Source organism: Methyloversatilis thermotolerans (genome assembly GCF_000372885.1).
In the GTDB taxonomy this organism is placed as follows: Bacteria; Pseudomonadota; Gammaproteobacteria; order Burkholderiales; family Rhodocyclaceae; genus Methyloversatilis; species Methyloversatilis thermotolerans.
This window is the reverse complement of the sequence record NZ_KB889967.1, coordinates 2,115,934-2,142,837: the sequence shown is the minus strand read 5'-3', so window position 1 is coordinate 2,142,837 and position 26,904 is coordinate 2,115,934. Positions and strand designations below refer to the sequence as shown.

The window sequence follows — 26,904 nt, the reverse complement described above, 5'->3', positions numbered from 1 at the left end:
GAGCGGCCTCTGGCCGCGATGCGGCCCATGCATGCCGCGGGCTTCGTTCCACGCGGCATCGCGGGCAAGCCCGCTGCCACAGAAGCGGGGCGCCGTTCGTGGCTCGGGCGAGTTCTCCCACACGGACCGGGCGCCGTTCGCGGTCCGGGCGAGTTCTTGTGGGAGCGGCCTCTGGCCGCGATGCGGCTCATGCATGCCGCGGGCTTCGTTCCACGCTGCATCGCGGGCAAGCCCGCTCCCACAGAAGCGGGGCGCCGTTCGTGGTTCGGGCGAGTTCTCCCATACAGACCGGGCGCCGTTCGTGGTCCGGGCGAGTTCTTGTCGCGGGCTTTGCTCGCGCCGTCGGGTCCGGTGACGTGCGATGAATCCTGACCGGATGCCTGAACTGCACATCGACGCCGACGGCTGGTGTGCCGGCGCGCGTCGCGTCGAGTCGCCGAATCACGATGCCCGGCCGGAGGACGAGGGTGCGCACGCCGATCCGGTGTCGCTGGTGGTGATGCACTGCATCAGCCTGCCCCCCGGCGAGTTCGGCGGTCCCTATATAGAACACCTGTTCCTCAACCGGCTCGACCCGGCGGCCCATCCCTACTTCCACGATGTGGCACCGCTGCGCGTGTCCGCCCATTTCGTGATCCGGCGTGACGGCGAACTGATCCAGTTCGTGCCGACCACCCGCCGCGCCTGGCACGCCGGCGCGTCAAACTGGCGCGGACGTGGCCGCTGCAACGACTTTTCGGTGGGCATAGAGCTGGAGGGCTGCAATGTGCTGCCCTACGAAGAGGTGCAATACCGCGTGGCCGATGCCCTGCTGGCGGCGCTCAGGCGGCGGCATCCGGTGTCCGATGTGGTAGGCCATTCGGATATCGCGCCCGGAAGAAAAACGGACCCCGGTCCGTGCTTCGACTGGAAACTGTTGCCCGGCGCGCTCCGCGAAGGCTGATTCAAGGTCTGGCGGGGCAGGCCGCGGACTTTCCTCCGCGAGTGCCCGGAAAGGCTTAATCCCGACTTCGGCATGGGGTCTTTTTGCGCCGCGAAACGGCGCTCCTAGCAGAAAAATCGCGCTTGCGGGGGGTGGGTGGGCTCACTAGAATTAGTAGCTCAATACGCGCTGACCACTACCTATAGTGCTCAGAAAGCAGAAAACCCCCGCTTTTCAACCCGGCCCGTCAGTACCCCCGACGGCCCCACTGGGAGACGCCCGCATGCAATTGACCGCCGAACACGTTAGCACCCGTACGCAGTCCCCCAGCCCCGACCAGATCATCATCGACGAACTGCCCAGCGCCGCGGCGCTGCACGCGGATTACAAGGTGATCCGCCGCAATGGTGCGGTGGTGAATTTCGAGCCCGCCAAGATTTCGATCGCGGTGACCAAGGCCTTTCTGGCGGTGAATGGCGGGCAGGGTGCCGCTTCGGCGCGTGTGCGCGAACAGGTGGGCGGCATCACCACCCAGGTGGTGCAGGCGCTGGTGCGCCGCCAGCCGCACGGCGGCACCTTCCACATCGAGGACATCCAGGACCAGGTCGAACTGGCGCTGATGCGCTCGGCCGAGCACGACGTGGCTCGCGCCTATGTGCTGTACCGCGAGAAGCGCGCTGCCGAGCGGGCGCAGAAACAGCACGCGGTCGAAGCCGCGGCTGACCAGCCGGTATTGCACGTGGTCGATGGCCAGCGCCGCATGCCGCTGGACCGTGCCGCGCTGCGCGGCCTGATCGAGGCCTCCTGCGAGGCGCTGGGCGATGTGGTGTCGGTCGATGCCATCCTGAATGCCACGCTGTCCAACCTGTACGACGGCGTGCCGGTCGAGGAAGTGCGCAAATCGGCCATCATGGCCGCCCGCTCGCTGCTGGAACAGGACCCGGCCTACGGCTATGTCACCGCCCGCCTGCTGCTGCACACCATCCGCCACGAAGTGCTGGGCGAAGAAACGTCGCAGGCGCAGATGGCCACCGCCTACGCCGAATACTTTCCGCGCTACATCAAGCTCGGCATCGAAGCCGAACTGCTGGACCCGAAGCTGGCCCAGTTCGACCTCGCCAGGCTGGGCGCCGCGCTCGACCACCGTGCCGACCTGCGCTTCAACTACCTCGGCCTGCAGACGCTGTACGACCGCTACTTCCTGCACATCCGCGACCGCCGCATCGAACTGCCGCAGGTGTTCTTCATGCGCGTGGCCATGGGTCTGGCGCTGAACGAAATCCACCGCGAAGAGCGCGCGATCGAGTTCTACAAGCTGCTGTCCAGCTTCGACTTCATGAGCTCGACGCCGACGCTGTTCAACAGCGGCACGCTGCGTCCGCAACTGTCGTCCTGCTACCTCACCACGGTGGCCGACGATCTCGACGGCATTTTCGAGGCGATCAAGGAAAACGCGCTGCTGGCCAAGTTCGCCGGCGGTCTGGGCAACGACTGGACGCCGGTGCGCGCGCTGGGCTCGCACATCAAGGGCACCAACGGCAAGAGCCAGGGCGTGGTCCCCTTCCTGAAGGTGGTCAATGACACCGCGGTTGCGGTGAACCAGGGCGGCAAGCGCAAGGGCGCCGTCTGCGCCTACCTGGAAAGCTGGCACCTGGACATCGAGGAATTCCTCGACCTGCGCAAGAACACCGGCGACGATCGCCGCCGCACGCACGACATGAACACGGCGAACTGGATTCCCGACCTGTTCATGCGCCGCGTGATGGAAAACGGCGAATGGACGCTGTTCTCGCCGGCCGACTGCCCGGACCTGCACGACCTGTACGGCAGCGCCTTCGAGCAGGCCTACACCCGCTACGAAGAGAAGGCCGCGCGCGGCGAAATCCGTCTGTTCAAGAAGACGCAGGCGGTCGCGCTGTGGCGCAAGATGCTGTCCATGCTGTTTGAAACCGGCCACCCGTGGATCACCTTCAAGGACCCGTGCAATCTGCGTTCGCCGCAGCAGCATGTCGGCGTGGTGCATAGCTCGAACCTGTGCACCGAAATCACGCTGAACACCTCGGACACCGAAATCGCCGTGTGCAATCTCGGCTCGGTGAATCTGGTCGCCCATCTGAAGGATGACGGCCAGGGCGGCAAGGCGCTCGACCACGACAAGCTGCGCAAGACCATCCGCACCGCGATGCGCATGCTCGACAACGTGATCGACATCAATTACTACTCGGTCGGCAAGGCGCGCAACGCCAACCTGAAGCACCGCCCGGTCGGCATGGGCCTGATGGGTTTCCAGGAAGCGCTGCACGAACTGCGCACGCCGTATGCCAGCGACGCGGCGGTCGAATTCGCCGACCGCTCGATGGAAGCGGTGGCCTACTACGCCTACTGGGCCTCGACCGAACTGGCCGAAGAGCGCGGCCGCTACTCCAGCTACAAGGGCAGCCTGTGGGACCGCGGCATCCTGCCGCACGACTCGCTGGACATCCTGGCCGAGCAGCGCGGCGGCTACCTCGAAGTCGACCGCTCGGTCACGATGGACTGGGACGCACTGCGCAACCGCATCGCCCACTACGGCATGCGCAATTCCAACTGCCTGGCCATCGCGCCGACCGCCACCATTTCGAACATCATCGGCGTCGATGCCAGCATCGAGCCGACCTACCAGAACCTGTTCGTCAAATCGAACCTGTCGGGCGAATTCACCGTGGTGAACGAGCATCTGGTGCGCGACCTGAAGAAGCTGGGTCTGTGGGACGAAGTGATGGTCGCCGACCTGAAGTATTTCGACGGCTCGCTGTCGCGCATCGACCGCATCCCGGCCGACATCCGCGCGCTGTATGCCACCGCCTTCGAAGTCGAGCCGAAGTGGCTGGTCGAAGCCGCGTCGCGTCGCCAGAAGTGGATAGACCAGGCGCAGAGCCTGAACATCTACATGGCTGGCGCCTCGGGCAAGAAGCTGGACGAAACCTACAAGCTGGCCTGGCTGCGCGGCCTGAAGACCACCTACTACCTGCGCGCCATGGGCGCCACCCACGCCGAGAAATCCACCGGCCGCGGCGGCGAACTGAATGCGGTGCCCAGCCAGTCGGAAGAGCCGGCGCCCAAGTTCTGCGCCATCGACGACCCGACCTGCGAAGCCTGCCAGTAAGCAAGGCTCGCCCGGAACCGGCCGCGCCGCCCCCCACTCCCCTCTCCCGCATCAGCGGAGGGGAGTGGGGGTGAGGGCAGGCTGTAAAGGGGCCAGGGAAAAGAAGGATTGCGTGCCTTCCGCCCGACATTAAGAACCACCCGGCGCGCGGCGCGCGCCGACCGAAGGAGAAAAAACAATGCTGAGTTTCGAAGACGACCTGCCGATGACCGCACCGCAACCCGGTCTGGCGCTGCGCACTCCGATGCCTGATTCGCGCGAACTGCCGATGGCGCCGCCGGCCACGCCGGCCGCTCAGGGCGACGCGCGCATGCGCCGCATCCGCGCCGAAGACAAGCGCGTCATCAATGGCGGCACCGACGTGAACCAGCTCGTGCCCTTCAAGTACAAGTGGGCCTGGGAAAAGTACCTCGCCGGCTGCGCCAACCACTGGATGCCGCAGGAAGTGAACATGCAGCGCGACATCGAGCTGTGGAAGTCGCCGAACGGCCTGACCGAAGACGAGCGCCGTCTGGTCAAGCGCAACCTCGGCTTCTTCGTCACGGCCGATTCGCTGGCCGCCAACAACATCGTGCTCGGCACCTACCGCCACATCACCGCGCCCGAGTGCCGCCAGTACCTGCTGCGTCAGGCATTCGAAGAGGCCATCCACACCCACGCCTACCAGTACATCGTCGAGTCGCTGGGCCTGGACGAAGGCGAGGTGTTCAACGCCTATCACGAAGTGCAGTCCATCCGTGACAAGGACGAGTTCCTCATCCCCTTCATCGACGTGCTGACCGACCCGGCCTTCAAGACCGGCACGCCCGAAGCCGACCAGCAACTGCTGAAGAGCCTCATCGTGTTCGCCTGCCTGATGGAAGGCCTGTTCTTCTACGTCGGCTTCGTGCAGATCCTCGCGCTGGGCCGTCAGAACAAGATGACCGGCGCCGCCGAGCAGTACCAGTACATCCTGCGCGACGAGTCCATGCACTGCAATTTCGGCATCGACCTGATCAACCAGATCAAGCTCGAAAACCCGCACCTCTGGACCCCGGAATTCCGCGAAGAGCTGAAGGCCCTGTTCCGCAAGGCGGTCGAGCTGGAATACCGCTACGCCGAAGACACCATGCCGCGCGGCGTGCTCGGCCTGAACTCCAATATGTTCAAGGAATACCTGCGCTTCATCGCCAACCGCCGCGCCCAGCAGATCGGTCTGGACGTGCTCTACCCGGGCGCGGAGAACCCCTTCCCGTGGATGAGCGAAATGATCGATCTGAAGAAGGAACGCAACTTCTTTGAGACTCGTGTGATCGAGTATCAGACGGGTGGGGCGTTGAGTTGGGATTGATGGGATGAACGTAGATTCTCATTAGAGACGAGAGCAATCTCACTAGAGACGATAACGTCTCATTAGAGACGGTAACGCACACCTCAGGGCGCCTTCGGGCGCCCTTTTTCTTGTTCCCGCTGGATTGGAGAGCGCTCTCATGAACTGAACCGCCCCGGATTTTGCGGAGGCTCCAAGTCTTGAGAAGATGGAGCCATGAAGAAATCATCGAAGTTCTCACCTGAGGTTCGCGAGCGTGCTGTCCGGCTGGTGCATGAGCACCGCGGGGAGTACCCGTCGTTGTGGGCGGCGGTCGAATCGATCGCACCGAAGATTGGTTGCGTGCCGCAGACGCTGCTGGATTGGGTCAAGCAGGCGGAAGTCGACGCGGGCGCGCGTCCGGGCGTGACGACGGCGGATGCGCAGCGCATCAAGGATCTGGAACGCGAGGTCAAGGAGCTTCGCCGCGCCAACGAGATCCTGAAACTTGCCAGCGCGTTTTTCGCCCAGGCGGAGCTCGACCGCCGTTTGAAGTGATGTACGGGCTGGTCGATGAGCACCGCGACCGCCACGGGGTCGAGCCGATGTGCAAGGTTCTGCAGATCGCCCCGTCGGCCTATCGGCGCCATGCGGCGCGCTGCAGAGATGCTTCTCTGCTCAGTGCCAGAGCGAAACGGGATGCTGCGTTGCAGCCTGCGATCAAACAGGTGTGGGATGCGAATCTGCAGGTCTATGGCGCGGACAAGGTCTGGAAGCAGATGAACCGCGAGGACGTAGAGGTTGCGCGCTGCACGGTCGAACGTCTGATGCGCAGGCTCGGCCTGCGAGGTGTCGTACGTGGCAGGAAGGTGCGTACCACGGTCGCAGACCCCAAAGTGGCGTGCCCGCTGGACAAGGTCAATCGGCAGTTCAGTGCCGAGCGGCCGAACCAGCTGTGGGTCTCGGATTTCACCTACGTCTCAACCTGGCAGGGCTGGTTGTATGTGGCTTTCGTGGTGGATGTGTTTGCCCGACGCATCGTGGGCTGGCGCGTAAGCACTTCGATGAGTACCGACTTCGTGCTCGATGCGCTGGAACAGGCGCTGTACGCGCGTCAGCCCGAGCGCGACAGCAGCCTGATTCATCACTCGGACCGCGGCTCGCAATACGTGTCGATCCGCTACAGCGAACGACTGGCAGAAGCAGGCATCGAGCCTTCGGTGGGCAGCAAGGGCGACAGCTACGACAACGCGCTGGCCGAGACCATCAACGGGTTGTACAAGACTGAGCTGATCCATCGCCGTGCGCCGTGGAAGACACGGGAGGCGGTGGAACTGGCCACCCTCGAATGGGTGTCCTGGTTCAACCACCATCGCCTGCTCAGTTCCATCGGCTACATTCCGCCTGCCGAGGCAGAGGCGAACTACTATCGGCAACTCACCCGTCGGGCCGACCTCGTGCCAGCCTGACTTAACCCAACGGGCCTCCGCGAAACCCGGGGCGGTTCATTAAGGAGTGGGCGAACGTACCACTTAAATACGCGGGATGCGGAACAATCGTTATTGCTGGTGCCTATCAATTTCATGCGGCCACCGTAGGGGGGCACAGTGGCTCCCCCGTTATGACGGCAGATGGCACGCTATATGGAATGCACTTCTGGGGTGACCCAAATCAAAGCCTTGCTCTCGCCATTCCAGCTTTCATGCTGTTTCAGCCTGGACGCTTCCCGGTCGAAATCCGGCTGTAGCAGGCGAAATGGCACCATCTGCCTAATCCGACAGAGGGAAAGCTAATGCGCTGTATGGAAAGCGTGTCGGATCAAACTCTATATAGTGTGTCCTTGAAACGCTCTATTTTGCCTCTCACCTGTCAATCTCGTCTCTACTGAGACGAAAGGGTGCTGCTCTTGCCTCTAATGAGACGTTGTGACTTTCTGAGGTGAGACGAGAGGGGGTAGCTCACTGAGATTGCACGAAAGGCGTTCTTGTCTCTAGTGAGAATCTACGATGAAGGTCTTGAGTCGGACTTTTGGCTAGCGTTTCTTGAAAGGGGCTGTCGTGAGCAAGAGCTTGTTTGATCGGATATCCGAACACCGTCGCCTTCTCGGCAACCCCTACGCATACTTGGATGGAGAAGGCGGAATCAGTGCTGCTTCTGACCGGAAGCCCTCGATAAGAGCTACTAGCGGTAGCAACGACGTTGAAAGTGCCGCGCGAGCGGTGCAGCTCGATTTGTGGAGCAGGCGTGCGGAGCTGGGATTCTCATCAGAAGCGAAACCGAGGGACATTCTGCAGCCTGACATAGCTTTGCGCCTCATCGGTTTTGATGTTCGGCTGGAGGAGACCCTTGGTAGATTTCGGGATGGCGCCAATCGTGAGATAGAGGTGGCAGGAATCTTCGACGCTGAAAGCCTTGTAGTCAGCGTGTCTCGCAGAGTTCCCCATGAGGTTCGTTTGTTTACTCTGGCGCATGAGTTGGGTCATGCTGTCTTTGGTCATCAGACTGGCCTTCATCGGGATCGCCCGCTGAGCGGTGACTCGGTATCGCGTGATCCGATTGAAGCAATAGCAGATAAATTTGCAACGGCTTTTCTGATGCCACGGAAGTTGATTTGCTCAGAGTTTGAGCAAGCTTTTTTTGCTCGAAACTTCGTGCTCAACGATGCCACGGTATTCGCGCTTGCCCGTTGTGATTTGCCGACGTTTGAAAAGAAGTGCTCCAGTAGGCGCGCAGTCGCTCGCGTACTTGCATCAACGGATCGATTTAACGGTGAACAGATTGTTCCGCTTAACAAGCGGTTCCGTGTTTCGGTCGAAGCAATGGCGATTCGATTGGAGGAGCTTGAGTTGGTCTGATCCAAGGGGTTGGGATATTTTTCGAGGAGAGTGAGGGCTACCATTCAAGTTTAATTCTGCACTTGGGGCAATGCGTCGCAATAACGTACTTGGCTCCGCATTTTGTGCATTCGACCATGGCAGGACGTGCAGCGGGTACGACCTCCCGAGACCAAGAGTGCTCGGGCTCTTTGATAATTTCTTTTAGAGAAGAGAGTGCTTCGGATACATTCATTCGGAAGAACTCTCGGCCCTTTCGAAGACGTCTATTGTCCAATTCTTGATGAATTTTGGCTTCAAGTGGTGCAGCGTCATTGACAAGGCAGTAGTACTCGACAACAAACGGGGTCGGTACTCCTGTTGTGTCCAATTCTAGAGCTCGTTCGGTAGGTACTTTACGAGAGAAACCTATTTTCACGAGCCCTGGTGTCGACGGGTTGCTCAGCAAATAAATAAAACCCTTTGACATTTGACCGCCCGAGTCTGGCGTGACTTCTTGGAGGTTAAAAGGGGACAGACCACAATTTATTCGCCCGGATCTGTTCATACATCCAGGCCGGGTCCATGTCTGCTCCGTTGGGCCAGGTCACGGCGCCGAGATTCAGGCGGGCCTGATCGAAACAGGTCTTGTCCTTGAGCGCTTCGAAGATGCCGCATTCCGCGGCCGTCAGAAGCGCCGAGAAATCCGCGATGCCCTGCGTGTCATCCATGAAGGTGACGGCGAGACGGTAATCGGGCCGCACCGAAAGTGCCTTGATCCGCCAGGGGGCGGCCGGGATCACTCCAGTGGTTTGATCCGCTTCGGGTGTTGTCTGGATTGACACAGCGTCCAGTCCTCCATCAGTTCAGTGCGATGTTCCATCGCCCATTCAACAGTCAGCGCAAGCGCCCGGCGCGGCAGGCTGCCGCCTATTACTTCAAGCGTCCGGATGTCGATCACGGCCTCGTGTTCGGCGTAAAGCGCATGAAAATGCGGCGGTGCGTGTTCACGCCAGAACATCTGGATGACGATACCGAAGAACTGGCTGATCGTGGGCATGGGCAGGATTATGCGCCTGACGTCCGGAGAACAAGAGCCGGACCTCTGTTCTTCACGCGACCCTGAGTGCGCTCGACCAGTGAGAGATTGGGGTCAAACCCCGAGTATTCCATGGGGATTGCTCCTCCAGCCCGATCGCTCAGTGCGCGCCAATCCGATGCGCCACGCCGAACCGCTCGGCCAACAGGTCCAGCCGCTTGTCCAGTGTCCATAATCTCGCGCCTTGCGTGATCAGGGCGGAGGCGAGCAGGTGCATGTCCACGATGCCGCAGCCGAGGCCGAACAGGTGTTCGCGTTCGATGAAAGCCAGCACTTCTGCCGCACTGGCCTGACGGGCGGGCTGCAGGCTGGCGAGGTCGGTCAGTGTTTGCGCGCGGCTCACCCCAGCCGCGCAATCCGCGCGCTCGCCGTGTGAAGGTGATTCACCAGCGCCCCAACGCAGGGCGCGAATCGTGCGCTGAATCCGCCTTCGCTTGAGACGCGCGCAAGGTAGATGCTCGCCAGGGCTTCGGCCTGGCGCCATGTGTCGTGGGCGACGCTGGCGTGGATGACCGCCTCCGGCACGGTGTCCGGCAGGCCGCCGCCGCTGCGCGGGGCGAAGGCCATGGGCGTCATGTCGTAGGCGGGGGCGAGCGCATAGGGGCGGCCCTGTTCGGCGACGAAGGACAGGTTGCCGCCGTGCATGTCGGTGTTGCCGATCAGCGTGCCGAAGGCCCAGAGCAGGCTGGCGCCAGCGGCCGCTTCGGGGGCGATGTGGCGGCCGCGTGCCAGCCGGTGCGCGATGACGGGCCAGCCTTCCGCAGCGGCGCCCACGAACTCGGCGTCGAGCGCGGTGAGCGACAGCAGTGCGCGCCGGCCGAGCGGGCCGACGCGGTCGAAGCGCTCGACCTGCAGGAAGCGTTGTCTGCCGTGGTCGATCAGGGTGGTGAGGGCGGCCGGGATGCCGGCCTCGCGCAGCACGGAGAGCGCGAGGTGTTCGGCGCGCAGCAGATCGCGCCAGCGCTCGCTCACCGGGCTGTCCTCGGCTTCGCTGAACTTCACGATCACGTGCCGGGGGCCGGCCGGCGTTATCGCGCAGGCCGTGAATTTCGGTTGCTCGCCCCCCGCTGACGAACCGGGTGCGTCGCCTTGTGCTGCCTCGGCAGCCATACGGACATAGGTTTCAGCGCGGTCGTTGTCGGCGATGGGGGCGGGCAGGGGCTGCGACAGAAAACGGTCGCGGGCGGCTTCGCCGACCAGCAGATTGCCCACCATGTCGTGACCGTGCGCCAGCAGCGCGCGCAGCGCGTGCGTATCGTTCCAGTCGGCGAGCCGCGCCGGCAGCCCGAGCGCGGCACCGTGACGCGCCGCGTGGGCGCGGCCGAGAAAGCCCTGCGGGCGCATGTCCATCAGCCACCAGGGCAGGCCCTCGCTGTGCAGCGTCGCGCCATCGGTCTGGTGCATCACGAAGCCGTCTGGCCGCACCGGCACCAGTGTACCGAGCAGCGTGATCCGGCCTTCGGTGTCGACGCGGTGGATGGGGATGTCCGGCAGCCCGCGCACCGTGTCGCGCATCGCATAACGAATGGATCGCGCGGCGCCGATGCGCACGAGGTCGTCGCCAAGCTCAGCCAGGGCGCGGGACACCGTCGGCTGGCTGATGCCCATGTTTTCAGCCAGTTGCCGCGCGGTCTGTGGCCCGCCGCTGAGGCGAAGGCGGATCGATTCGGCGTGGGGCGACATGTTGAATGAATAAATGAATAGATTTTTGAATATATTACCATTCGTGCTGAATGCGTACTTCCGGGGCTCGTCAACACGCTCTCCATCGTCGGGCACCTGAGGAATAAAGTCTCCCCGCAAGCGGGATCCGTCGTCGATCCGGGCCGCGGACCCGACCATGCTCACCGTGTGCGGCCTCACTGGCACACGAACACGCTCAGATACCAGGACGTCTGCTGCGCGGTGGCGCGCAGCGCGGCCTGTATGCCGGATGCCTGGAGCCGTTCCAGGATGATTTTCGCCTGGGCGGTTTCGTCGGGGACGTTGTAGCGGATTTCGTTCGACCGTACGCCATAGCCGGGCTGCTGGTTCACCGTTTCCGGCAAGGCACGCACGCGCCAGCGACCGCTTTCGTCCGCCTGTTTCAGCGCGGCGATCTGGCGTGCGACCGGTTCCGAACTCGAGCGCTTGTCGGCGCAGTAGAAGATGTCGATATCGTAATTGGTCAGGGAAGCGGCCGCGGCCGACGGTGTTGCCGTCGAGGCGACGGGCGCGACCGTGCGCGTCGCGAGGGCCGCCTCTTCGCGGAAGAAGGTCGAGCTTTCCGCCGCGGCCATCTTGCCGCTCTCGGTGGCCGAGCCGACCGCCAGCACGGACAGCAATTTGTAGCGGAAGGGGTCTTCGGCGAGCGATTCGATCAGCACGCGCAGCGCCTCCTCGTCACGCGGTGTTCTTTCCTTCTTCTCGAGCACCGTCTTGACCTCCTGGTACAGGTCGAAGGACAGCTTGCGCCCCGATTCGGCCTCCTTGAGCCGGGCCTCGGCTTCCCGCAGCCGCGCGCCCGCGAGCTTCTGTTCGTTGTCGAGTCTTTGTGTTTCCGCCTGCAGCGTCTTCAGCTCGGCGTCGAGCGGAAGAGCCTTCCAGGCGGCAAGCACGGCCACACCCAGAGAACAGACGGTCAGCAGCTTGTTCGCGGTATCGAGATTGAGTGACATGGGCGCTCCTGCAGTCGGGGCGACCGCTGTGGTCGCGGGCTGACCCCGTTGCGGGGCCGGTAGGTGCGCCGGGGCTTCTCCTGCGCAATGCCGTCATTCTTCCATCATGGCGTCCGGGTGGTGAAGCGGATGGCGACGGAAGGTGAGGGGGCAAGGGACTGCGGCGTCTGCCGCGCGACGCTACGGCGGATGCGCCGCGCCGGTTGATCGCGCAAAGTCGGTTCGTCGGCGCGGCGTATGCGGCACGGCGCGCATCGCGACCGGAATCGGGGCGCGCGGGATGAACCGACGCGAAGCCGGTGACCCGCATCCGCTCATTCGCCCGCCGCACCGTTCTCCTTCAGGCCGTTGACGAGGGCGTCGAACACCACCCGCACGCGCGCCGGCACCGGGCCGGGTTGCGGGCGGTACACCATCAGGTCCCATGGCGGCGGCACGTCCTTGTCCAGCACTTCCACCAGACGGCCGGCCCGCGCATGCGCGCGCGCGAGATAGTCGGGCAATTGCGCGAACGCGATGCCGGCCAGTGCCGCTTCGCATTCCGCCGCCGGGTCATCGGTGATGAAGGCGGCCTGCTGCGGCAGCAGTGTCCGTTCGCGGGCGAAGAACCAGTGCCAGGGGCGGTTGGTGTTGCGGTTGATGAGGGCGCTGGTGGGCAGGTCGTTCAGTGCATCGACCGACGGTGGCGCACCGACGCGGGCGATCAGCGCCGGGCTGGCATACACCCCGAACGCGACCTTGCCCACCCGCCGCATCACCGCGCGTGCCTGGCTCAGGACGCCCATGCGCACGCCGATGTCTATCCGTTCGTCCACCGCATCGCTCAGTTCGTCGGACAGCCGGATGTCGATGACGATGGCCGGGTGCGTCACCGCCAGCCGGGTCAGGAGGGGCAGCACCAGCAGGCGGCCCAGCACGCGCGGAGCGGTGACGCGCACGCGGCCGGCCAGTTCCGCCGCCGCCCTCCTTTCCGCCGGGCGCAGCACCTCGTCGAGCTGTGCCAGCGAGGCCACGGCCTCGGCCGCCTTGGCACGACCGAATTCGGTGATGCGGGTTTGCCGCGTCGTGCGCAGGAACAGCGCTTCCCCGAAGTGATCCTCCAGGCGCCTGATGGCGCGCGTGACGGCCTGGGGCGACAGGCTCAGCCGGGTGGCGGCGTCCCGGAAGTTCCTTGCCTCGGCGGCGGTGACGAAGATGCGCAGCGCGTCCTGCAGTGAATTCATTGGTGTGTCGGAAAGTGAAATACTGAAATCCGGATCATTCCATTTATTTTCATTCCGTGCATCCCGATACTGGCTACATCAGCCAATCAACAGAGGATGCAGTCATGAAAGCCCTTCACACCTCCATCGTCACGTCCTTCGCAGTGCTCTCCGGTCTGGTTGCCATGCCGGCCCTGGCTTCACCGCAGGATGCGGGCACCCCGGCGGCGGTGCGCGAATGCGCGGCACTGCCCGGACACGATGAACTGCGCGAGGCACTCACCCGCGCGCGCCGGGCCGACAACGGCGGTTTCGATCTCGACATGTGGGGCACCGTCGTGAGCCGCAGCGGCACGGTGTGCGCGGTGGCCTTCACCGGCGAAAGTTCGGCCAGCCAGTGGCCCGGCAGCCGGGCCATCTCCGCCCAGAAGGCGAATACCGCCAATGCCTTCAGCCTGCCGACGCTGGCGCTGGCCACCGCCAATCTGTACAGCGCAACCCAGCCGGGTGGCAGTCTGTTCGGCCTGCAGGAGAGCAATCCGGTCAATGCCGCACTGGCCTACGCCGGGCCGGCCACCGCCTGGGGTCAGGCCAACGATCCGCTGGTCGGCCAGCGCATGGGCGGGGTGAATGTGTTCGGTGGCGGACTGGCGCTGTACAACGCGCAGGGCGAGCTGGTCGGCGCGCTCGGCGTGTCTGGCGACAGTTCCTGCGCCGACCACGCCATCGCCTGGCGCACGCGCAGCGCACTGTCGCTGGATTACGTGCCGGCCGGTGTCGGTCCCGACGGTGTGGACCAGATCAGCTTCGAGGGTGACTGGAAACAACCTCACTGCGTGAACCCGGCGAAGGAAGATGCGGTGGTGAAGTCCTTGCCCCCGACCCGCCGCCGCGATGGCCTGGCCAACGCGACGCGGAACTGATGGACGCCGCGCGCCGGGCAAGCCGGCGCACGGCGTGCCGGTCAGTCGCAGGGCGGCGCTTCGTTGATGAGCGCCCAGAAAAGTCCGAGTTGGGTGACCGTGTCGGTGAACTGATCCACGTCGACCGGCTTCACCACGTAGGCGTTGATGCCGAGCTGATAGCAGCGGCCCAGATCCGGGTCTTCCCTGGAAGAACTCATGACGATGACCGGAATCATCCGCATGGCTTCGTCCTGGCGCAGTTCCTGCAGCAGGTCGATGCCATCCATGCGGGGCATGCGCAGATCGAGCAGCATGAACAGTGGTGGGTCACCGTCACGCAGCGCGTGGCGACCGCGCCGGTATAGATAGTCGAGCGCGTCGACCCCGTCGCGCGCGACGACGATGTCGTTCGCCAGCCTCAGCGTACGCAGGCCGTGCATCATCAGCTCCACGTCGTTCTCGTTGTCGTCGATGATCAGGATGTCACGCAAGCGCAGGGACATTCGGGGCTCCTGTGGCGGGGTTGGCGGAAGGCGTGTCGGGCAGGTCGGTCCGGTCCAGCAGCGTGAAGCGGAAGCAGGCGCCCTGTTCCAGGCTGCCCTCGGCCCAGACGCGACCGCCGTGACGTTCGATGATGCGTTTCACATTGGCCAGGCCGATGCCGGTGCCTTCGAACTCGTCGCCATGGTGCAGCCGCTGGAACACGCCGAACAGCTTGTGGGCGTACTTCATGTCGAAGCCGGCGCCGTTGTCGCTGATCGAGAAGGTGTGGCCGACGCCGGGACGGTAGCTGGCGTCGACGCGGATCTTCGCGGGCGAGCGTCCGCGCGTGTATTTCACCGCGTTGGACAGCAGGTTGTAGAACACCTGGAAAAGCAGCTTGCGATCGGCCTGTACCTGCGGCAGCACGCCGATCTGCAGTTCGAACTCGCGTCCTTCCATCTCCGGCGCCAGTTCATCGAGAACATCCTGCACCACTGCGCCGGTATCGACGTCCACCGGATGCAGTTCGCTGCGGCTGGCGCGCGACAGCGCAAGCAGTCCTTCCACGATGTCGGTCAGATGCCTTACCGAGGCGCGGATGCGGCCGACATAGCTCGCCGAGTGCGCATCCGCCGCGCCTTCCCCCAGGATGCGGGCGAAACCGTCGATGTGTCGCAGCGGCCCTTTCACATCGTGCGCGATGGCGTAGGTCATCGCCTCCAGTTCCTCGATCTGCTGGCGCATGCGCTGGTTCAGCGCCTGCAGTTGCGCCTCGTAGTCACGTCGTCTTTCGATCTCGCCATGCAGCTCTTCGTTGGCGGCGCGCAGCGCGGCGGGGGAAGGCAGGGCCAGCGCCAGCGGAATCAGCCGCCAGAGCAGCAGGGCGGTCGCCAGCGACACCAGCGCGGTGAAGGCGCGGGCCCAGCCATCGAGCCAGAAATCGGGAAACCACAGCGTCCAGATATCCATCACATGCGTGACACCGCACGCCATGATGAATACGCCGAACATCGCGAAGATGGCGGGGAACTGCAGATCGGTGCGTCGGCGCACGAAGGTCCACAGGCTGAATGGAATGCTGAAATAGGCCAGCGCGATCAGCGCGTCGGACACCACATGCAGCAGCAGCAGGTCACGCTGCCACGAAAAGCAGTAGCCGTGCGGCAGCAGTCTGACAATTTCTTCCATGCCCGAACACTCCCGGTGACCAGTGTGGAGACAATAGGGTACAGACAGCCTTCCGGAGTGGAAACAGGGCATGAACCGGGCATTTGCCCCCGGCATTGGACGCCGGTCGGCCGGACGGGTTCGCGCTCTCCGTACTGCGCCGCCAGTCGGTCACCGGCCGCGAGCGATGGCCATGAGTGCGCGGGTCTGGCCGGTGACCGCCTGCACCACGTCGCGCTGCAGGCGGTCGAGCCAGCGCGCGGGCAGCGCGCGCGCGCCGCATCGCGCACCGGCCAGCATGCCGACCAGGGCGCCGGTGGTGTCGGCGTCCTCGCCCATGTTCACGGTGGCGATCAGTGCCGTCTCGAAATCCGGGTGGGTCACGAAGTGGTGCAGCACGGTCTGCACGGTGTCGACGACATAGGCGGTGGCATGACCCGGATAGGGCTGAAAGGCGAATACCGGATGGTCGCGCACCCAGTCCGCCACCCATGCGGCGCATTCGCTGGGCGATGCGCCGGTCAGCACGCGGACCAGCAGGCGGGCCAGACCTACGGTGGCGGCGTCCGAGTGCGGGTGGTGATGGGTGATGCGCGCCTGGGCCAGGCTCATGCGTTCGAGCGCCGCGTCGTCATGCATCAGTGCCAGCACCGTGGGCAGGTTGCGCATGAGCGCGCCATTGCCGCCATCGCGTTCATGGGCCTCGCCACTCAGGCTGCCGTCGGCGAGATAGCGCTGCAGGCCGCGCCGGCAGGTGTTGCCGCAGTCCACCGGCTTGCCGCGCAGCCAGCGCACATAGGCGTCGGCGACGACGCGGGTCATGCCGGCCATGTCGTCGTCGCCGGCATGCGCCACGCCGGCCAGTCGCGCGCCGCCGATGGCGAGCAGCGCCTCGCCCAGCGCGAGGCTCATCGTCGTATCGTCGGTCACCTGGCCGCGCGCGAGCTTGAGCCATCCACCGCCCACGATGTCGCGATGCAGGCCATACTGCGCCTGGATTTCGCGCGGCCGCATGAATTCCACCGTGGCGCCCAGCGCATCGCCGATGGCCAGGCCCAGATAGGCGCCGAGTGCGCGGTCATGCAGGGTGTCGAAGTCGGTGTCGTCCATGGCGGTCGATCAGGAGGGCGCGCGGCTCATACGCAATGTGCCTGCACCGCGTAATCACCGCCCAGGGCCAGCACTTCCTGCTCGCCCTGCAGCACCGTGCCGGGCAGCAGCCCCGGCCACACCAGCAGTTTGCAGCGCGGCACCTGCAGCTCGAACACCCAGTCGCCGAAGCAGTCCGCTTCGTCGCGCGACAGCGAGAAAGACGCGATGCTGTTCAGGCGTACGACGCACTGGCGGTCCTGCGGTCGGCCGCCCACCCGTTGCTCCTCGACGCGGTTGCTGCCGCGCCACAGGCGGGCGTGACGGCCCGGCGGCTGCTGCGGCACGCCGAAGCGGGCGAGCGCCCACTGGCTGAATTCGTACAGCAGGTCGAGCTGCTGGTGTATGCAGTTGCTGTGGTAACGGCTGCATGCCTTCTCTTCCAGGTAGGACACCCAGGCGGGCGACGGGAAGCGATCCAGGCGCGCCTTGTGGAACAGCGGCACCAGGCCGAAGCGACTTTCCACCCAGCCCTTCAGTACCGCGCCGGCCGGCCCGTTGGCGTCGCCGCCCCAGCCCTGCAGCAGGCGGCGCCAGCTGCTGCGCCAGCGGCGACCTTCGGCACTGTCCGCGAGGGTGCCGGGATCCTGCTGCAGGCCGAAGGCGATCGTCATGTAGTGCTCGAAAACATCGTGCGCGGTCTGCAGGCTGTCGCAGTCATCGAGCAGTGCGAACAGGCCGCCGTGCGCCTCCCGGCTGCCGGCGATGTGCAGCGGAACCGGATGTTCGTTGAACAGCCGGCTGGCCAGCACGGTGGCCGGAACTCCGACCAGATTGGTGCTGTACCAGCGATGCGGCTGCGCCTCGGCGGTGTCGGTGCTGCGGGCGTCGGTATCGGCGCCGGGCGGATGCCCGAGCAGTGAAGGTGTGAGCTCGATCGACATGCATGCAGTATCCGGACCGTGTTTCGCGCGCGTCAAGCACGCCGGTCAACCCGGCTGCAGGCTGGCACGCCCGCTGCGGCCTCCCTTGCGTGGCAACTGCGCGGCAACTATTCCCGCGGCAGTCGGCATGCGTTCGTGTAGGGTGACCACGGGCGGATGCCGGTGGCGGTATCCGGCGCGTACTGGCGAAGGGAGGACGTCATGAAGCAGCGTGTGTTCCGGGATCTGGATCCGGTTTCCCGGCTCGAGGCACGCTTTCCGTCACCCAGCCTGGTGGAACTGCGCATCCATTCGACCGCGATCGAGGACGAAATCCGGCGTCTCGCGGCCGACTCCATTCCACGGCATTTCGCCTGCAGGAAGAGCTTCCGCGCGGTGGCCGCCGACGAGTTCCTGTTCAACGACACGCTGTACAGCGTGCAGATCGCGACCTCGCTGCGCACGCCCACGCTGCAGATATGCCTGCTGAACACGCTGGATCCGCAGCGCGACCGGGTGTCGTCCGGGCTGCAGGTCATCCACGGCATCGGCTTCTTCAACGCATTCGAGATCGAGATACCGGCGGTGCTCGGCAGCCATCTTCCGGCGCTGATCGACGGCGTCGCCGTGGTCTATGCGGCGTCCTATACCTGGCTCGAAGAGGCCTTCTTCCGCAATATCCGCGAGCTGGAGCAAGGCTTCGCCGATGCGCTGTACCGGCATCTCAAGATCGCGCTGTCGGCATCCGGCAAGACCGCGCTTGCGTCCAAGGTGTGGTTTTCGGTGTTTTCCAGCGAGAACGGCTACTACGCGCTGGATGGCGCGGCCATCACGCAGATACTGGACACGCTGAAGGCGCGGCGTTACGTGTCTGCGCAAAGTCCGCTCGGCCATGTGGTCGAACTGCTCGGGCTCAACATGCCATTCGAGAAGTCGCTGTCGCGCCATGCGATCCAGAAGGCCGACTATCAGGAGTTCTCGCTCAGGAAGGCCGCCTATGTCTCGGACATGCTCGGCATTTTCAAGACCGAGGAGCAGATGGTGGAAGGCGGCGCCTATGCGATCTTTCCGCTCGGCGCGATCGGCGAGCGGCGTCTGGTCGCCGCGTTTCCCTCCGGTCTGCGCGACGACCTGCTGCCGGTGTTCCGCATGCATGCGGCGCGATTCGAGGACATTTACGCGAAGGAAACCAGCACGCTGAAGCGGCACATCGCCAAGGTGCAGGCGAGCTACCGCAAGATGGATGCAAGCGAGCTGGGCGGCTTGATCGGCGGCATCCTGGGCGGCATCTTCAAGAACATCTGATCCGCCGCGGCGGACACCGCGCGGGTGGCCGTGCGCCGCTGTCCCGCACAGGCTGCGGACGACCCGCCGCGCGTCGCCGGCTCAAGACGCGCCGCGTCCGGCCGTTACCGGAAACACACGCCGACGGCGAAGGACCGAAACGATGGATGTATCCGCCATAGCCCGCACCGCCACCGCCCTGTCGCAGGCGCGGGTGGCCGATGAAGCGGGCACCCTGGTGCTCAGGAAGGCGCTCGACATCCAGGCTCAGAGCGCCGCACAGCTTTTGCAGGCCATTCCCGCGCCGCCGCCGGCCGCGCCGGCGGGCAAGCACCTGATCGACACCTACGCCTGACGCTGTGCGGTATGCCCGGGCAGCGGCCGGCTGCCGTAACGCGTCCGCTCAGTTCATGGCGCTGGCCGGGTGTCCGGCGAGCAGGCTTTCCAGCCGTTCCACGCGGTGCCGGTGCGCGGTGGTGATGGCGTAGAAGTTCTCTCTCAACTGCTCCGATCGACCCAGCATGACCAGGCTGCCGGTGCGCAATTCGTCCTGCACCACCACCTCGGGCAGTACCGCCAGCCAGCCGCTGTCGCGCGCCACCAGACGCAGCATGGCCATGTCATCCACCTCGGCGCGCAGGCGTGGCCGCACACCGGCCGACATGCACAGCGCGTCGAACTGCGCGCGCAGCGTATGACGCGGTCCGGGCAGCGCGATATCCATGCCATCGAGATCGTCCGGGATGCGCATCGGACTTTCCGAACGCAGGCCGGACGGGCCGACCAGGCAGATTTCCTGGCTGCCGAGCAGCCGGCAGTGAAGCGGACGCGCGGTGTCTGTCGCCACCGCCTCGTTGGACAGCACCACGTCGAGCTGATGGGACATCAAGCGGTCGATCAGATCGTCGAGCCGGCCCGATTCCAGCGTCAGCAGCACCGACTGGTCGGTCAGCAGCGGCCGTATCCAGTTCTCCTGGTAATTGCGTGACAGGGTGGCGACGCTGCCCACGCGCAGACGCACCATGCCCTCGCTGCGGCCTTCCAGCCGCACCAGCATTTCCTGCCCAAGTCCGAATATGTTCTCCGCGTAGGACATGACCATGTGTCCGGTGTCGGTCAGCACCAGGCGCCGGCCTTCGCGTTCGAACAGCTTTTCCCCCAGCCGCTCCTCGAGCTGCCGGATCTGGGCCGACAGCGCCGATTGCGAGGTGTGCATCTCGGCGGCGGCACGGGTCAGATGGCCGCTTTTCGCGACGCGCCAGAAGTACAGCAAGTGATGGAAATTCAGTTGTTCGAGCTTCATTGTTCTGTTTTAAGAAACAAAACGTTCTTGACTATGTATTTTACAGAACGTTTGTTGCTTCGCATCATGGTTGAAGAGCACGACCGGGAGATGCGAAATGAACGTGAGCGATCTGAATCCAGCATGGATGGCACTGCTGCCGGCTGCGCTGATGGGCGCAGCGGCCTTGGCCGGCACCCTGCGCCTGGCCGGTGACGATGGATCCGTATGGCGAAGTTTCGTCCGCCTGTCGGGTCTGGCCACCCTGGTCAGCGCGGTCAGCGCGCTCGGGGTTCTGTCCGGCGGACAAGGCCGTGCGGTGGTCGACGGCGTTCTGGCCATCACGCCATTCACTGCGCTGACGGTCCTGCTGGTGCAGGCGCTGGGACTGGTGATCGGCGTGTTCTCGTCGCGCTACCTCGACGGCGAAGGCGGACAGCGATCCTACATCGTCGCGCTGTCCGCTGTGCTCGCCGCGGTCCATCTGCTGCTGCTGGCCGACCACTGGCTGATCCTGATTCCGGCCTGGGCCCTGGTGGGCATCGTGCTGCAGCGGCTGCTGTGCTTCTACGCCGATCGCCCGTTCGCTCTGCTTGCCGCGCACAAGAAGCGGCTCGCCGACCGGCTGGCCGATCTGCTGTTGGTGATCGCGGCAGCGCTGTGCTGGCACGTCGTGGGCAGCGGCTCGCTGAGCGCATTGGCGCAGCATGTCGCCGCTTACGGGGCGTCGTGGCCGCTGCAGGCAGCGGCCGTGCTGCTGGCGCTTGCGGTCATCCTGCGCACCGCGCTGCTGCCGGTCCATGGCTGGATCATCCAGGTGATGGAGGCACCGACGCCGGTGTCCGCGCTGCTGCATGCCGGGGTCGTGAATCTGGGCGGCGTCGTGCTCATCCGCTTCGCGCCGCTGCTGGATGTTGCGCCGGTCGCGCGCTGGCTGCTGGTCATCGTCGGGCTGGCCACGGCCGTGCTCGCCGGCATGGTGATGCTCACGCGCGTCAGCATCAAGGTACGACTGGCCTGGTCCACCGTCGCGCAAATGGGTTTCATGGTGCTGGAGTGCGGCCTGGGCCTGTACATGTTCGCCGCGCTGCATCTGGTCGGCCACTCGCTGTACAAGGCGCACTCCTTCCTGTCCGCCTCCGGCGCGGTGCGCGATACGCGGCTGCGCATGCTGCGCGGGGATTCCCCGGTGTCGCTGGCCAGCCTGCTCGCCGCGCCGCTGCTCGCCGCCGCGGCAGTGCTGTCCATCAATGCGGCGACCGGCATCCACTGGCCGGTCTGGTGGGGACTGGTGCTCGCCTTCGCGTGGGCGCCCCTGCTGTGGCTGCCGTCGATGCGGCAGGTCACGCTGTCGCTCGCGCTGTGGCAAGGCGCGGCCGGGCTGCTCGCGCTGGCCGCCCTGGCGCTCGCGGCCGGGCTCGCGCATGCACTTCCGCTCGGCCTGAACGACCGGCCGGACCATCTGGCCGGCCTGGTCAGCGCATGCGGCATGGCGCTGCTCTATCTGTGCCTGGTCGTGCTGCAGACGCGCCCGCAGGCACTGGCGACCTGGCGGCGCTGGAGTTACGCCGGCTTCTATCTCGACGAGTTCTATACCCGGCTGGCGCTGCATCTGTGGCCGACACGCTGGACGCCGCAGGATGAGGCGGCCGCCTCGCGCGGACTGACTGCCGAGCGCCGGATCGCGGCAGCGAGGTCCTGATCGAATGACTGTGCAACGGGAGAATGCCATGCAGCAGGAAGCCCAACACCCGATGCGGGACGTGTCAGCCCGCGAGTTCGAAGGATCGGTGCCGGACGCGACCGACACTACAGGCGCTCAGCCGGATGCGCTGCAGGTGCGCATCGATGCCGCCTGCAACCAGGCCTGCGCGGCGATCGCACCGGCCTGGCCGCTGGATCAGGCCATCGCTGTCAATCCGCACTGGGCACGCACCGGTCTGCCGGTGCGGACGGTGGCGGCGCGCATGGCGGTGCTCGCCGGCATCCGCGTGTTTCCGTCGCGGCACATCTTCCGCGAAGCGTGGGACAGCGGGCGCATCGGACCCGCCGATCTGGCGCAGGCGCTGGCCAGCCTGCCGGCACCTGGCGAGCCCTTGCCCGGCGAGGCGCAGTGCGTCGCCGCGCTGCGTGCCGAGCCGCAGGTGCGCGGGCTTCCGCTACTGATCGACGTGCTGGATGACGATCCGGCCCGGCACGAAAGACTGTCCTGGCGCCAGGCCATCACGCATCAGGTGAGCCAGACCTGTGCCGCCTATTTCGATACCCACCAGGCGGACTGGCAGCCGGATCGCGGCTGCGGCCTGTATGCCTTCTGGCGCGACACGCTGACCCACGATCACGGCATCGGCGTGCTGATGGGGCTGCCCGATCTCAGTCGCTGCCTGCATGCCCTGCCAGCCGACCGCGCGCAGGCCGAACGCTGGGTGCTGCAGCGTCTGGGACTGCCGGAGACGGTGTGGGCCGACTATCTCGAGGCGGTGCTGCTCACCGTCAATGGCTGGGCGTCGTGGTGTGCCTATCTGGGCTGGCAGGCCGCGCTGTCCGGTCGTCAGGACCCGCATCTGCGCGAATTGCTGGCGATACGGCTGGCCTGGGGCGTGCTGCTGCTGGAATCGAAGGACGACCTGTCGGCGCGCCGCTCCTTTGCCGCACTGCAGGATGCCTGGACGCATGCCGGCGAGGTACTGGCCGAGGCCGAACGCGTGCTGCTGATCGATGAGGTGTGGCAGAGCGCGCTCGATATCGTCTATCAGCGCGAACTGGCGGCACGGCTGGCGAGCGCCAGCAGCGCCCGCCAGCTCGCAGCGGGAGCGACCGCGCCCGAGGTGCTGGCCGCGTTCTGCATCGATGTGCGCAGCGAACCGATGCGCCGCGCGCTGGAAGCCGCGTGGCCTGCCATACGGACTCTGGGTTTCGCCGGTTTCTTCGGCCTGCCGATCGCCTATACACCGCTGGCCAGCAACGCACGCCGCCCGCAGCTTCCCGGGTTGCTCGCGCCCGCGCTCGAGGTGAGCGAACAGATCGATGCGGATGACCGCCGGACGCCGCCATCGGACGAACGCCTGCGGGAGGTCGCGAGCGCACGCCACCGCAGCTTCGCCGGCACCCGTCCGTGGCAGGCGGCGACGCGCTGGCCGGGCGCCGCCTTCTCTTTCGTCGAGGCCGCGGGCATCAGCTATGTCGGCAAGCTCGCGCGCTGGATCAGGCCGTCGCCCGCGGCGCGCCCGCGCGACGACCTGTCCGGCCTGCCGGCGCGCTATCGCGAGGCCTGCCGGCCGGGGCTGTCCGGCGTCGACCTGACCGCGCGCGTCGACCTGGCGGCGCGCGTGCTGCGCGCCATGGGACTGGATCGTGATCTTGCGGCACTGGTGCTGCTGATCGGTCATGGCAGCCAGAGCGCGAACAATGCTCACGCGGCGGCGCTGGACTGCGGTGCGTGCTGCGGCCAGACCGGCGAAGTCAATGCGCGCACGCTGGCGCGCCTGCTCAACGATGGCGAGGTGCGCGCCGCACTCGCCACCCAGGGCATCGCGGTGCCGTCGCACACGGCTTTCGTCGCCTGTCTGCACAACACGACCACCGACGAGATCGAAGGTTTCGATCTCGATCTGCTGCCGGAACAGGCGCTTGCCCGCTGGCGTGCGCTGCTGCCGGTGTTCGCCCAGGCGGGCGACCAGGTGCGCCGCGAGCGCGCGCAAGGACTGGGGCTGGATCCGCGCGAAGGCAGTCTGGCACTGCTCGAACGCCTGCGCCGGCGCGCCAACGATGGCGCGCAGACACGGCCCGAGTGGGGGCTGGCCGGCAATGCGGCCTTCATCATCGCGCCGCGCTGGCGCAGCGAGGCGACCGTGCTCGCAGGCCGCACCTTCCTGCACGACTATGACAGCACGCGCGACACGGACGGCTCGCTGCTCGAGTTGCTGATGACCGCACCCATGCTGGTGACGCACTGGATCAACTGGCAGTACCACGCATCGACCTGCGAGCCGGACCACTACGGCAGCGGCAACAAGCTGCTGCACAACGTGGTGGGCGGGCGCATCGGCGTGTTCGAAGGCAATGGCGGCGATCTGCGCATCGGTCTGGCGCGGCAGTCGGTGCACGATGGCGCGCGCTGGGTGCATGAGCCGGTGCGGCTGACCGTGGTGATCGATGCGCCGGCGGCGGCCATCGAGCGCGTGATCGCGCAGCACGAAGTCGTGCGGCGCCTGGTCGATAACGGCTGGCTGCATCTGTGGCGCTTCGACCAGGAGCGCTTGCAGCGCTACCGCTCCGGCCAATGGCAGGCGCTGTCCTTCGAGCCGGCTCCGGATGCGCGCGCGATCAACCCGACCTTGCACTGAGACGCTGTCATGAATGCACATCCGCATCCGTCTGTCCGTCCGCCGCTCATGTCGCATCTCGACTGGCTGGAATCGGAAGCCATCCACATCATGCGCGAGGTCGCCGGTCAGTGCGCGCGGCCGGTGCTGCTGTTCTCCGGCGGCAAGGATTCCATCTGCCTGCTGCGCATCGCGGAGAAGGCGTTCCGGCCCGGGCGCTTCCCCTTCCCGCTGCTGCATGTGGACACCGGCCACAACTACCGCGAGGTCGTCGCCTTCCGCGACCGGCGCGCCGCCGAACTGGGCGAGCGCCTGATCGTGCGCACGGTGGACGAATCGATACGCCGGGGTTCGGTGGTGCTCAAGCATGCGGACGAATCGCGCAACCGCCATCAGTCGGTCACCTTGCTGGAGGCAATCGAGGAATTCGGCTTCGACTGCTGCATCGGCGGTGCCCGCCGCGACGAGGAGAAGGCGCGCGCGAAGGAACGCATCATGAGTTTCCGCGACGAGTTCGGACAGTGGGATCCGAAGAACCAGCGGCCCGAGCTGTGGAACCTCTACAACGCGCGCACTCATGCCGGCGAGCATGTGCGCGCCTTCCCGATCTCGAACTGGACCGAACTCGACGTGTGGCAGTACATCGAGCGCGAAGGACTGGATCTGCCATCGATCTATTTCGCGCACGAGCGCGAGGTGGTCGTGCGCAACGGCCTGCTCGTGCCGGTGAATGTGCCGCTGGTTTCCGGTGCGCTGACCAATCCGCCGCGACCGGGCGAGCAGGTGGTCATCCGTCGCGTCCGCTTCCGCACCGTCGGCGACATTTCCTGCACCGCGCCGGTGGAGTCGGATGCCGACAGCGTAGCCCGCATCATCGTCGAAACCGCCAGCACCGATCTGACCGAGCGCGGCGCGACACGTCTGGATGACCAGACCGGCGACGCGTCGATGGAACAGCGCAAGAAGGAAGGCTATTTCTGAGCGTGGCGGCCTGTCGCCGTCGCGCAGCGAGGACTGGATATGGATACCGAAATGGAAAACCGCGGGCTGCTGCGCTTCCTGACCTGCGGCAGCGTGGATGATGGCAAGAGCACGCTCATCGGGCGCCTGCTGCACGACAGCAAGGCCATCCTGGCCGACACGCTGCAGGCGATCGAAAGCACGTCCACCCGGCGCGGCCTCGAGGCGCTCGACCTCTCTCTGCTGACGGACGGCCTGCAGGCGGAGCGCGAACAGGGCATCACCATCGATGTCGCCTATCGCTATTTCTCGACCGGCCGCCGCAAGTACATCATCGCCGACGCACCCGGACACGAACAGTACACGCGGAATATGGTGACCGCGGCATCCACCGCACAGCTCGCCATCCTGCTGGTCGATGCGCGCAAGGGCCTGCAGACGCAGACGCGCCGGCATGCGCGCCTGGTGTCCATGCTGGGCATACAGCACCAGGTGGTGGCGATCAACAAGATGGATCTGGTCGACCACGACCGGGCGGTGTTCGAACGCATCCGCGACGACTACCTCGATTTCGCCGAGCGCGCAGGCATGACCGGCGTGCGCTTCGTACCGATGTCGGCGCTGCGTGGCGACATGGTCGTGGAGCGCGGGACCGGTCTGGGCTGGTATGACGGACCCACCTTGATGGACATCCTGGAAAGCGTGCCGGTCAGTGCAGCGACCGATGCGCAGCCGCTGCGCTTTCCGGTGCAGTGGGTGTGCCGGCCGCAGGAGGCGGACAACCCGGATCTGCATGACTACCGCGGCTTCATGGGGCGGATCGAATCCGGACGAATCGCGCCGGGCGATGCGGTATGCGTGCTGCCGTCCGGGGTGCGTACCACGGTCGAGGCCATCCATGTTGGCGGCGAGCCGCGCGCGACGGCAAGCGCCGGACAGTCGGTCACCCTGTTGCTGCGGGACGATGTCGATGTGTCGCGCGGAGACATGATCGTGTCTCCGGACACGATGCCGCAGGGGCTCAGGCAGATCAGCGCGGACCTGTGCTGGCTGTCCGATACGCCGCTGGATCGTGCGCGCACCTATCTCATCCGTCACACCACGCGCGAGGTCAGGGCGAAACTGATGGCTATCGATCATCGACTCGATGTAAACACCCTGGAGCAGATGCCCGGCGACCGGCTGTCGATGAATGACATCGCACGCGTGCGCTTCAAGCTGGCTCAGCCGGTGTTCGCCGATCCGTATGCGTCCGACCGCGCCACCGGTGCTTTCGTCGTGATCGACGAAAGCACCTTCAATACCGTCGGCGCGGGCATGATCGTGCAGGACGAGGCGGCGGACGACTGAGCGTGGGCGC

Annotated in this window: 24 protein-coding genes and 1 other annotated feature; of the genes, 12 read left to right on the top strand and 12 right to left on the bottom strand. The window is 65.5% G+C overall.

From position 1 onward, the window contains the following. Positions 1–361 precede the first annotated feature (361 nt). From ampD to A3Q7_RS20540, 5 genes are all read left to right on the top strand, one after another. Positions 362–943 carry a 1,6-anhydro-N-acetylmuramyl-L-alanine amidase AmpD gene (ampD, locus tag A3Q7_RS0109425; RefSeq protein ID WP_018411620.1) on the top strand — a complete coding sequence of 194 codons (582 nt, stop codon included), beginning with the start codon at positions 362–364 and terminating at the stop codon, positions 941–943. Between the two features lie 262 nt (positions 944–1,205). After that, a complete protein-coding gene (locus A3Q7_RS0109420; RefSeq protein ID WP_026224663.1) occupies positions 1,206–4,067 on the top strand; it encodes a ribonucleoside-diphosphate reductase subunit alpha in 2,862 nt (953 codons plus the stop codon). A 178-nt stretch (positions 4,068–4,245) separates the two neighbouring features. Continuing rightward, complete coding sequence (locus A3Q7_RS0109415) at positions 4,246–5,397, top strand: ribonucleotide-diphosphate reductase subunit beta (RefSeq protein ID WP_018411618.1); 1,152 nt, start codon at positions 4,246–4,248, stop codon at positions 5,395–5,397. A gap of 195 nt (positions 5,398–5,592) precedes the next feature. Next, positions 5,593–6,824, top strand: a protein-coding gene (locus A3Q7_RS0109405; RefSeq protein ID WP_088178478.1) for an IS3 family transposase whose coding sequence is annotated in 2 segments (ribosomal slippage) — positions 5,593–5,881 and positions 5,881–6,824 — 1,233 coding nt in all. Because the reading frame shifts where the segments join, the coding sequence is not laid out codon by codon here. Continuing rightward, positions 5,871–5,987 (top strand) — a sequence feature (AL1L pseudoknot). It overlaps the preceding gene by 117 nt. A 588-nt stretch (positions 6,825–7,412) precedes the next feature. After that, entirely contained in the window at positions 7,413–8,210 is a 798-nt protein-coding gene (locus A3Q7_RS20540; protein ID WP_157278158.1) for an ImmA/IrrE family metallo-endopeptidase, read from the top strand. Between the two features lie 37 nt (positions 8,211–8,247). Here A3Q7_RS20540 and A3Q7_RS21360 read toward each other — a convergent pair whose 3' ends face one another. The 7 genes from A3Q7_RS21360 to A3Q7_RS0109365 all read right to left on the bottom strand — a co-directional run bounded on the left by A3Q7_RS21360 (position 8,248) and on the right by A3Q7_RS0109365 (position 13,147). Beyond that, complete coding sequence (locus A3Q7_RS21360) at positions 8,248–8,658, bottom strand: GIY-YIG nuclease family protein (protein WP_157278156.1); 411 nt, start codon at positions 8,656–8,658, stop codon at positions 8,248–8,250. A 34-nt stretch (positions 8,659–8,692) separates the two neighbouring features. Next, positions 8,693–9,013: a DUF2442 domain-containing protein gene (locus A3Q7_RS0109390; RefSeq protein WP_232417895.1), complete on the bottom strand. Its 321-nt coding sequence runs from the start codon at positions 9,011–9,013 to the stop codon at positions 8,693–8,695. Next, a complete protein-coding gene (locus A3Q7_RS0109385; protein WP_018411615.1) occupies positions 8,968–9,228 on the bottom strand; it encodes a DUF4160 domain-containing protein in 261 nt (86 codons plus the stop codon). The genes A3Q7_RS0109390 and A3Q7_RS0109385 overlap by 46 nt, the downstream gene beginning before the upstream one ends. Before the next feature lie 139 nt (positions 9,229–9,367). Next, positions 9,368–9,610, bottom strand: a complete 243-nt coding sequence (locus tag A3Q7_RS19715; protein WP_018411614.1) for a hypothetical protein — start codon at positions 9,608–9,610, stop codon at positions 9,368–9,370. Further along, positions 9,607–11,109, bottom strand: a complete 1,503-nt coding sequence (yjjJ, locus tag A3Q7_RS0109375) for a type II toxin-antitoxin system HipA family toxin YjjJ (protein ID WP_232417892.1) — start codon at positions 11,107–11,109, stop codon at positions 9,607–9,609. Before yjjJ ends, A3Q7_RS19715 begins: the two co-directional genes overlap by 4 nt. Before the next feature lie 17 nt (positions 11,110–11,126). Beyond that, positions 11,127–11,924 (bottom strand): hypothetical protein, encoded by a 798-nt coding sequence (locus tag A3Q7_RS0109370; RefSeq protein WP_018411612.1) that lies wholly within the window; start codon positions 11,922–11,924, stop codon positions 11,127–11,129. A gap of 314 nt (positions 11,925–12,238) precedes the next feature. Next, positions 12,239–13,147, bottom strand: a complete 909-nt coding sequence (locus tag A3Q7_RS0109365; RefSeq protein ID WP_018411611.1) for a LysR family transcriptional regulator — start codon at positions 13,145–13,147, stop codon at positions 12,239–12,241. 104 nt (positions 13,148–13,251) lie between these two features. On the opposite strand from A3Q7_RS0109365, the gene A3Q7_RS0109360 reads away from it, so the two are divergent. Then, positions 13,252–14,049 carry a GlcG/HbpS family heme-binding protein gene (locus A3Q7_RS0109360; protein ID WP_018411610.1) on the top strand — a complete coding sequence of 266 codons (798 nt, stop codon included), beginning with the start codon at positions 13,252–13,254 and terminating at the stop codon, positions 14,047–14,049. 41 nt (positions 14,050–14,090) lie between these two features. Here the strand turns inward: A3Q7_RS0109360 and A3Q7_RS0109355 are convergent, their stop codons facing one another. The 4 genes from A3Q7_RS0109355 to A3Q7_RS0109340 all read right to left on the bottom strand — a co-directional run bounded on the left by A3Q7_RS0109355 (position 14,091) and on the right by A3Q7_RS0109340 (position 17,714). Then, positions 14,091–14,534 (bottom strand): response regulator, encoded by a 444-nt coding sequence (locus tag A3Q7_RS0109355; RefSeq protein WP_018411609.1) that lies wholly within the window; start codon positions 14,532–14,534, stop codon positions 14,091–14,093. Continuing rightward, positions 14,515–15,702, bottom strand: coding sequence for a sensor histidine kinase (locus A3Q7_RS0109350; protein ID WP_018411608.1), 1,188 nt, complete (start codon positions 15,700–15,702; stop codon positions 14,515–14,517). The genes A3Q7_RS0109355 and A3Q7_RS0109350 overlap by 20 nt, the downstream gene beginning before the upstream one ends. Positions 15,703–15,852: 150 nt before the next feature. Continuing rightward, positions 15,853–16,791, bottom strand: a complete 939-nt coding sequence (gene draG, locus A3Q7_RS0109345; protein ID WP_018411607.1) for an ADP-ribosyl-[dinitrogen reductase] hydrolase — start codon at positions 16,789–16,791, stop codon at positions 15,853–15,855. 26 nt (positions 16,792–16,817) lie between these two features. After that, complete coding sequence (locus A3Q7_RS0109340) at positions 16,818–17,714, bottom strand: NAD(+)--dinitrogen-reductase ADP-D-ribosyltransferase (protein WP_018411606.1); 897 nt, start codon at positions 17,712–17,714, stop codon at positions 16,818–16,820. Positions 17,715–17,915: 201 nt separating this feature from the next. Between A3Q7_RS0109340 and A3Q7_RS0109335 the strand changes: the two genes are divergently transcribed. Continuing rightward, complete coding sequence (locus tag A3Q7_RS0109335) at positions 17,916–18,998, top strand: hypothetical protein (RefSeq protein ID WP_232417889.1); 1,083 nt, start codon at positions 17,916–17,918, stop codon at positions 18,996–18,998. A 142-nt stretch (positions 18,999–19,140) separates the two neighbouring features. Further along, positions 19,141–19,332 carry a YjfB family protein gene (locus A3Q7_RS0109330; RefSeq protein WP_018411604.1) on the top strand — a complete coding sequence of 64 codons (192 nt, stop codon included), beginning with the start codon at positions 19,141–19,143 and terminating at the stop codon, positions 19,330–19,332. Between the two features lie 48 nt (positions 19,333–19,380). Here the strand turns inward: A3Q7_RS0109330 and A3Q7_RS0109325 are convergent, their stop codons facing one another. Beyond that, the gene (locus tag A3Q7_RS0109325; protein WP_018411603.1) at positions 19,381–20,280 is read right to left on the bottom strand and encodes a LysR family transcriptional regulator; all 900 of its coding nucleotides are present in this window, start codon (positions 20,278–20,280) and stop codon (positions 19,381–19,383) included. Between the two features lie 97 nt (positions 20,281–20,377). Here A3Q7_RS0109325 and A3Q7_RS0109320 point away from each other — a divergent pair, with 97 nt between their 5' ends. Genes A3Q7_RS0109320 through A3Q7_RS0109305 form a run of 4 tightly spaced genes read left to right on the top strand, consistent with a single transcriptional unit; the run spans position 20,378 to position 26,894 of the window. Next, complete coding sequence (locus tag A3Q7_RS0109320; RefSeq protein ID WP_018411602.1) at positions 20,378–21,961, top strand: NADH-quinone oxidoreductase subunit L; 1,584 nt, start codon at positions 20,378–20,380, stop codon at positions 21,959–21,961. Between the two features lie 52 nt (positions 21,962–22,013). Beyond that, entirely contained in the window at positions 22,014–24,605 is a 2,592-nt protein-coding gene (locus tag A3Q7_RS0109315) for a YbcC family protein (protein ID WP_018411601.1), read from the top strand. 9 nt (positions 24,606–24,614) lie between these two features. Further along, a complete protein-coding gene (gene cysD, locus A3Q7_RS0109310) occupies positions 24,615–25,565 on the top strand; it encodes a sulfate adenylyltransferase subunit CysD (RefSeq protein WP_018411600.1) in 951 nt (316 codons plus the stop codon). A 39-nt stretch (positions 25,566–25,604) separates the two neighbouring features. Further along, the gene (locus A3Q7_RS0109305) at positions 25,605–26,894 is read left to right on the top strand and encodes a sulfate adenylyltransferase subunit 1 (RefSeq protein WP_018411599.1); all 1,290 of its coding nucleotides are present in this window, start codon (positions 25,605–25,607) and stop codon (positions 26,892–26,894) included. Positions 26,895–26,904 lie beyond the last annotated feature (10 nt).